Annotated in this window: 6 protein-coding genes and 1 pseudogene; 5 read left to right on the top strand and 2 right to left on the bottom strand. The window is 69.9% G+C overall.

The window, feature by feature from the left end:
• The coding region (locus G3I65_RS10380; RefSeq protein WP_203612340.1) for a winged helix-turn-helix domain-containing protein at positions 1-406 on the bottom strand (406 nt) is incomplete at its 3' end.
• 101 nt (positions 407-507) lie between these two features.
• On the opposite strand from G3I65_RS10380, the gene G3I65_RS10375 reads away from it, so the two are divergent.
• From G3I65_RS10375 to G3I65_RS10355, 5 genes are all read left to right on the top strand, one after another.
• A complete protein-coding gene (locus G3I65_RS10375; RefSeq protein WP_160695909.1) occupies positions 508-819 on the top strand; it encodes a type II toxin-antitoxin system RelE/ParE family toxin in 312 nt (103 codons plus the stop codon).
• Entirely contained in the window at positions 816-1,133 is a 318-nt protein-coding gene (locus tag G3I65_RS10370; RefSeq protein ID WP_160695908.1) for a helix-turn-helix domain-containing protein, read from the top strand. The genes G3I65_RS10375 and G3I65_RS10370 overlap by 4 nt, the downstream gene beginning before the upstream one ends.
• Before the next feature lie 96 nt (positions 1,134-1,229).
• The gene (locus tag G3I65_RS10365; protein WP_160695907.1) at positions 1,230-2,147 is read left to right on the top strand and encodes a cation diffusion facilitator family transporter; all 918 of its coding nucleotides are present in this window, start codon (positions 1,230-1,232) and stop codon (positions 2,145-2,147) included.
• Positions 2,148-2,247: 100 nt separating this feature from the next.
• Positions 2,248-3,768: an amino acid permease gene (locus tag G3I65_RS10360; protein WP_160695906.1), complete on the top strand. Its 1,521-nt coding sequence runs from the start codon at positions 2,248-2,250 to the stop codon at positions 3,766-3,768.
• A gap of 258 nt (positions 3,769-4,026) precedes the next feature.
• Positions 4,027-4,704, top strand: a complete 678-nt coding sequence (locus G3I65_RS10355) for an LPXTG cell wall anchor domain-containing protein (RefSeq protein ID WP_239071003.1) — start codon at positions 4,027-4,029, stop codon at positions 4,702-4,704.
• Between the two features lie 59 nt (positions 4,705-4,763).
• On the opposite strand, the pseudogene G3I65_RS10350 reads toward G3I65_RS10355, so the two are convergent.
• Positions 4,764-5,498, bottom strand: a pseudogene (locus G3I65_RS10350) (hypothetical protein); the annotation flags it as partial.

The raw sequence follows: 5,498 nt of genomic DNA, 5'->3' as shown, positions 1-5,498 counted from the left end.
GCCCGGCCAGCACCGGCCCCCGCCACTGCGCGAGCGCCCGCCGGTAGTGCCCCGCGGCCGCGACGGCGTCCCCGGCCCGCTTCCCATCGGCGACGGCCGCCCGGAAGACGAGCAGGTCGAGCTCGCCGGGCTCGACGTGCAGCCGGTAGCCGAGCGGCCCGTGCTCGACGCGGAGGCCGTCGATCCGCTCGCGCAGCCGCGAGAGGTAGGTGTGCAGGTTGGACGTGTGGGACTTCGGCGGCCCGCCCGGCCACAGCGCTTCGACCAGCACGTCGACGTGGACGTGCTGGTTGGCGTTGACCAGCAGCACGGCCAGCAGCGTGCGCTGCCGCTCGCCGCGCAGCGCGACCCAGTGCCCGGGCGGCCCTTCGATGGCGAGCGGCCCGAGCACGCCGAAGTGAGCCATGTCCGCCCTCCCGAGTACCGGAACGGCCACCGTAGCGAAGGGGTCCGACAGAAACGGGTGGCCGCTGGAGGTCGGATCCAGGCTCTTGGGTCCTCGAGTGGATCGAGCACTTGGACGATACGGCGCATGCTCGTGTCGTCCAGGCGATCGACGCGCTGGCGGAAGGTGGTCCCGGTTTGGGTCGACCGCTGGTCGACACCATCGTCGGGTCGAAGATCCAGAACCTGAAGGAGCTGCGGCCGGGTAGCGTGCGAATCCTGTTCGTCTTCGACCCTTGGCGGTCGAGTGTGCTGCTTGTCGCCGGGGACAAAGCCGGGCGGTGGAACGCCTGGTACCGGGAAGCGATCCCGCTGGCCGAGGACCGGTACGACCGCTATTTGAAGGAACGTCAGGCAGAGGAGAGCCGACCGTGACGGAGTACAAGCGCTGGAAGGACGTTCGCGCGGCGCACGTCGAGCGGGCCGGCGGCGAGGAAGCGGTCGAGGCGGGGAAACAGGAGCTGCTCGCCACCGTCCAGGGGCACCGCCTCGCCGAGATCCGCCGCGGCCGTGGACTGACTCAGCAGCAGCTGGCCGAACGGATGGGTGTCACCAAGGGACGGGTGTCCCAGATCGAGCAGGGCCAGATCGCCGGCTTTGAGGTGCTCGCCCGCTACGCCGCTGCTTTGGGAGGCCGGCTGCACCAGGCGATCTCCTTCGACGACGGCGACGTCGCCACCATCGCCTGATCGGAACCGTGGGCGAAGGTACGGGCGGTGGGGACCCGGCCGGACCGCGCCCATTACGCTCCACCCGGACATTCAGGACCTACCAGGGGAGCGGTCGTGTCAGCTGGAGGCGGAACCAAGGCGATCATCGCGGCCCTCGGGGCGAACGCCGGGATCGCGGTCGCGAAGTTCGCCGGCTTCCTCGTCACCGGGTCGTCGTCGATGCTGGCCGAGTCGGTGCACTCGCTGGCCGACACCACCAACCAGGGCCTGCTGCTGCTCGGGCAGAAGACGTCCAAGCGGGAAGCCGACCAGGAGCACCCGTTCGGCTACGGCCGCGACCGGTACTTCTACTCCTTCATCGTCGCCCTGATGCTGTTCAGCCTGGGCTCCGCCTTCGCGATCTACGAGGGCATCCACAAGATCAGCCACCCCGAGCCGCTCGAGTCGCCGATCGTCGCGGTGATCATCCTGCTCGTCGCGATCTGCCTCGAGGGCTACAGCTTCTACACCGCCATCGGCGAGTCGAAGAAGATCAAGGGCGACGCGAGCTGGTGGGGCTTCATCCGCCAGGCCAAGGAGCCCGAGCTGCCGGTCGTGCTGCTGGAGGACGCCGGCGCGCTGCTCGGGCTCGTCTTCGCGCTCGCCGGCGTCGGGCTCGCGGTCGGCACCGGCGACCCGGTCTGGGACGGCATCGGCACCCTCGCCATCGGCGCGCTGCTCGGGGTCATCGCGATCATCCTGATCGTCGAGATGAAGAGCCTGCTCATCGGCGAAGGCGCCACCGCGCCGGTGCTCGCGACGATCGTCGACGAGCTGGCCGCCGGGAAGGTCGAGCGCGTCATCCACATCCGCACCCAGTACCTCGGCCCGGACGAGCTGCTCGTCGCGGCCAAGCTGGCGATGGTGCCGGGGCTCGACACGGCCGCGCTGGCCGCGGCCATCGACGACGCCGAAGCCCGCGTCCGCGCCAAGGTGCCGGTCGCGAAGCTCATCTACCTCGAGCCGGACCTCGACCGCAGCCTGGCGAAGTAAGCTCCAAGATCCACTTCCGGGCGCTCGGCGAGCCGTCACGGACGTGACCCGTTAGGGTGACGTACCGCGATACACGCAGCTCAGCCGCAGGAGGTCAACGGTGCCCGGAACGGGATTGTGGCGCACTAAATCGATCGAACAGTCCATTGCGGACACCGACGAGCCGGACACCAAGCTCCGGCGGAACCTCAGCGCGTGGGACCTCACGGTGTTCGGCGTCGCGGTCGTCATCGGTGCCGGCATCTTCACGCTGACCGCGCGCACCGCCGGTGACTACGCCGGCCCGTCGGTGTCGCTCGCGTTCGTGTTCGCGGCGATCGCCTGCGCGCTCGCGGCGCTCTGCTACGCGGAATTCGCGTCGACCGTGCCGGTCGCGGGCAGCGCGTACACGTTCTCCTACGCCACCTTCGGCGAGTTCATGGCGTGGATCATCGGCTGGGACCTGATCCTCGAGCTCGCCGTCGGCGCCGCGGCGGTGGCCAAGGGCTGGTCGGTCTATCTCGAGACGGTGCTCGGCTCCCTCTTCGGCAAGGGCGCCGCGACGACGTTCGCCGTCGGCGGCGTGACCGTCGACTGGGGCGCGCTGCTCGTCGTCGCGGTCCTCACGACGCTGCTGGTGCTCGGCACGAAGCTGTCGTCGCGGGTGTCGATGGTGATCACCGGCATCAAGGTCGCCGTCGTGCTGTTCGTGATCATCCTCGGCTTCTTCTACATCAAGGGCGCGAACTACACGCCGTACATCCCGCCGGGCGAGACCGGCGGGGCCGGCCAGACCGGCGTCGACCAGTCGCTCTTCTCGCTGATCGCGGGCGGCGCGAGCAGTTCGTTCGGCGTGTTCGGCCTGCTCGCCGGCGCGTCGCTGGTGTTCTTCGCGTTCATCGGCTTCGACATCGTCGCGACCACCGCCGAGGAGACGAAGAACCCGCAGAAGGCCGTGCCGCGCGGGATCATGGGCTCGCTGGCCATCGTCACGGTGCTCTACGTCGCGGTGTCGCTGGTGGTCGTCGGCATGACGAACTACAAGAAGCTCGCCACCGACGCGGGCGACGGCAGCCACAAGACGCTCGCCACCGCGTTCTCCGACAACGGCGTCGACTGGGCGGCCAACATCATCTCCTTCGGCGCGCTGGCCGGCCTGACCACCGTCGTCATGGTGCTGATGCTGGGCCAGGTCCGGATCATCTTCGCGATGTCGCGGGACGGCCTGATGCCGCGCGGGCTGGCGAAGACCGGCGAGCACGGGACGCCGAAGGGCGCGACGCTGATCGTCGGCGGCCTGGTCGCGCTCGCCGCCGGTTTCTTCCCGGCGGACAAGCTCGAAGAAATGGTGAACGTCGGCACGCTGTTCGCGTTCGTGCTCGTCTCGGCCGGGGTGCTCGTCCTGCGCCGGACGCGCCCGGACCTGCCGCGCGCGTTCAAGGTGCCGCTGATGCCGGTCATCCCGGTACTGGCGATCCTGGCCTGCCTGTGGCTGATGCTGAACCTGACCGTGCTGACCTGGCTGCGGTTCATCGCCTGGATGGTGCTGGGCGTGGTCATCTACTTCGCCTACAGCCGCCGTCATTCCCTGCTCGGCAAACGGCAGGCCGACGGGACCGGCGACCCCGTGAAGCCGGCCTGATCGACCAGGTCGGCGGGGCTTTTTCCGGCGCAGGGTACGGAACGGCAGGTCACGAGCGGGTTAAAAAGGGGACCCCGGGTACGAGGGGGAGTGACGTGCGATACCTTTCGTTCCTCCGCGTGCCACTGACGGGTGAATTACAGCAGTGTGGTTACACGCTCAGTGGTGCCGCGACCACAGATTTCGAAGTGCTGTCTCCCCCGCCGGTACAGGAGTTCCCCTATGCGCAGACGTACCTTCCGCGGCGCCGTTGCAGTCATGGCGCTGACCACCGCGGCACTCATCGGCACCGCCGGCTCCGCGCTGGCCTGCTACCCGTCGGACGACCACGCCACCGCGGTGCCGAACCCGAAGATCCGCAACTGCGCGGACGCGAAGGTTCCCGGTGACACGCTGGTGAAGTCCGGGGACAAGACGGACCTGATCGAGTTCACCGGCGGGGTGCCGGACAAGGACAAGACCCTGACGATCACCAGCGTCGCCGAGGGTGTCACGATCACCGCGATCGTGGTCAAGGGCGGCGACGGGTACAACCTGTACGTGCCGGGCGAGAAGGGCCTGTCCGAGACCCCGCCGTGGCAGGACCTCAAGTCGCCGCTGAACGGCGGCCGCCAGGTCCCGACCATCAGCCACTGGTTCGTCTGCGGCAGCAAGAAGGACACCCCGCCGAGCGAGACGACGGCGCCGACGAAGCCGTCCACCCCGGCCACCGAGACCTCGAAGCCGAGCGCCCCGGCGACCTCGGAGACCTCGGTCTCGCCGACCAGCACCACCGCTCCGGCCGCCGTCCCGGCGGGCAACGAGTCGGGCACCGGTGGCGGCCTGGCGAACACCGGTTTCGACAACAGCTGGCTGATCTGGGTCGCGGCCCTGCTGCTGGTCGCCGGTGGCGGTCTGCTCGCGCTGCTGAAGTTCCGCCGCAAGGCTTCCGAGTAAGCCTCAGCGAAGTGCCGTGAAGGCCTCCTTACCGGTCATAAAAGCCGGTAAGGAGGCCTTCACAGCTTTCCGGGGAAGTCGCCGAAGAGCAGGCCCTGTTCGCCGTTCGAGGGTTTGCCGAGGCCGGCGGCCATCGCGACGGCGTGGTCCCACTCCGCGTCGACCACGTAGTCCTGGTGCCGGAGCACGCCCGGCGCCCAGCGGTGCCGCCCGGTCGGGCCGCGCAGCGGGTCCGGCAGCCAGTGGTCGCCGCCGAGGATGAGGACGCCGTTCTCGTCCGCCTTCGCCTTCAGCGGCCCCGAACCGCCTTCGGGCTGGAAGCCGACGCCGTAGAGCTGCCGGTCGGAGACCTCGTGCCGCCACGTCGTCACGCCGCCGCCGAAGATGTCGGTGCCGCGGCAGAGCGCGCGCCACCGGCCGTCGAGGTCGGCGAAGAGCGCTTCCAGCGCCTCCTGCGGCAGCAGCGCGGGGAACGCCCGCTGGTACCCCCACTGCAGCGGGGAGCCGGCGGTGAGCACGCCGACACGTTCGAGGTCCGCCGCCGGCAGTTCGGCCGCGAGCCGGGCGGCCGCCATGATCGTGAGCAGGCTGCCGAGGTTGTAGCCGGAGAGCACCACCCGCGTCCCCGGTTCGGCGAGGTGCTCGCGGGCCCGCGCGGCCAGTTCCGGCACGACCTTCAGCGCGTAGCACGGCGGGACCGTCGGGTGCGCGGCCCGCGGCCAGAAGCAGACGAGGTCGGCCAGCGCGCCGAGGTGCCGGCTGCGCTGCGGGGTCCGCGCGGCCGTGTAGACGAC

The sequence above is a fragment of the Amycolatopsis sp. SID8362 genome (assembly GCF_010550475.1).
Classification (GTDB): Bacteria; Actinomycetota; Actinomycetes; order Mycobacteriales; family Pseudonocardiaceae; genus Amycolatopsis; species Amycolatopsis eburnea.
Note: the sequence above shows the minus strand (reverse complement) of the source record. Positions and strands in the feature narration are given on the sequence as shown.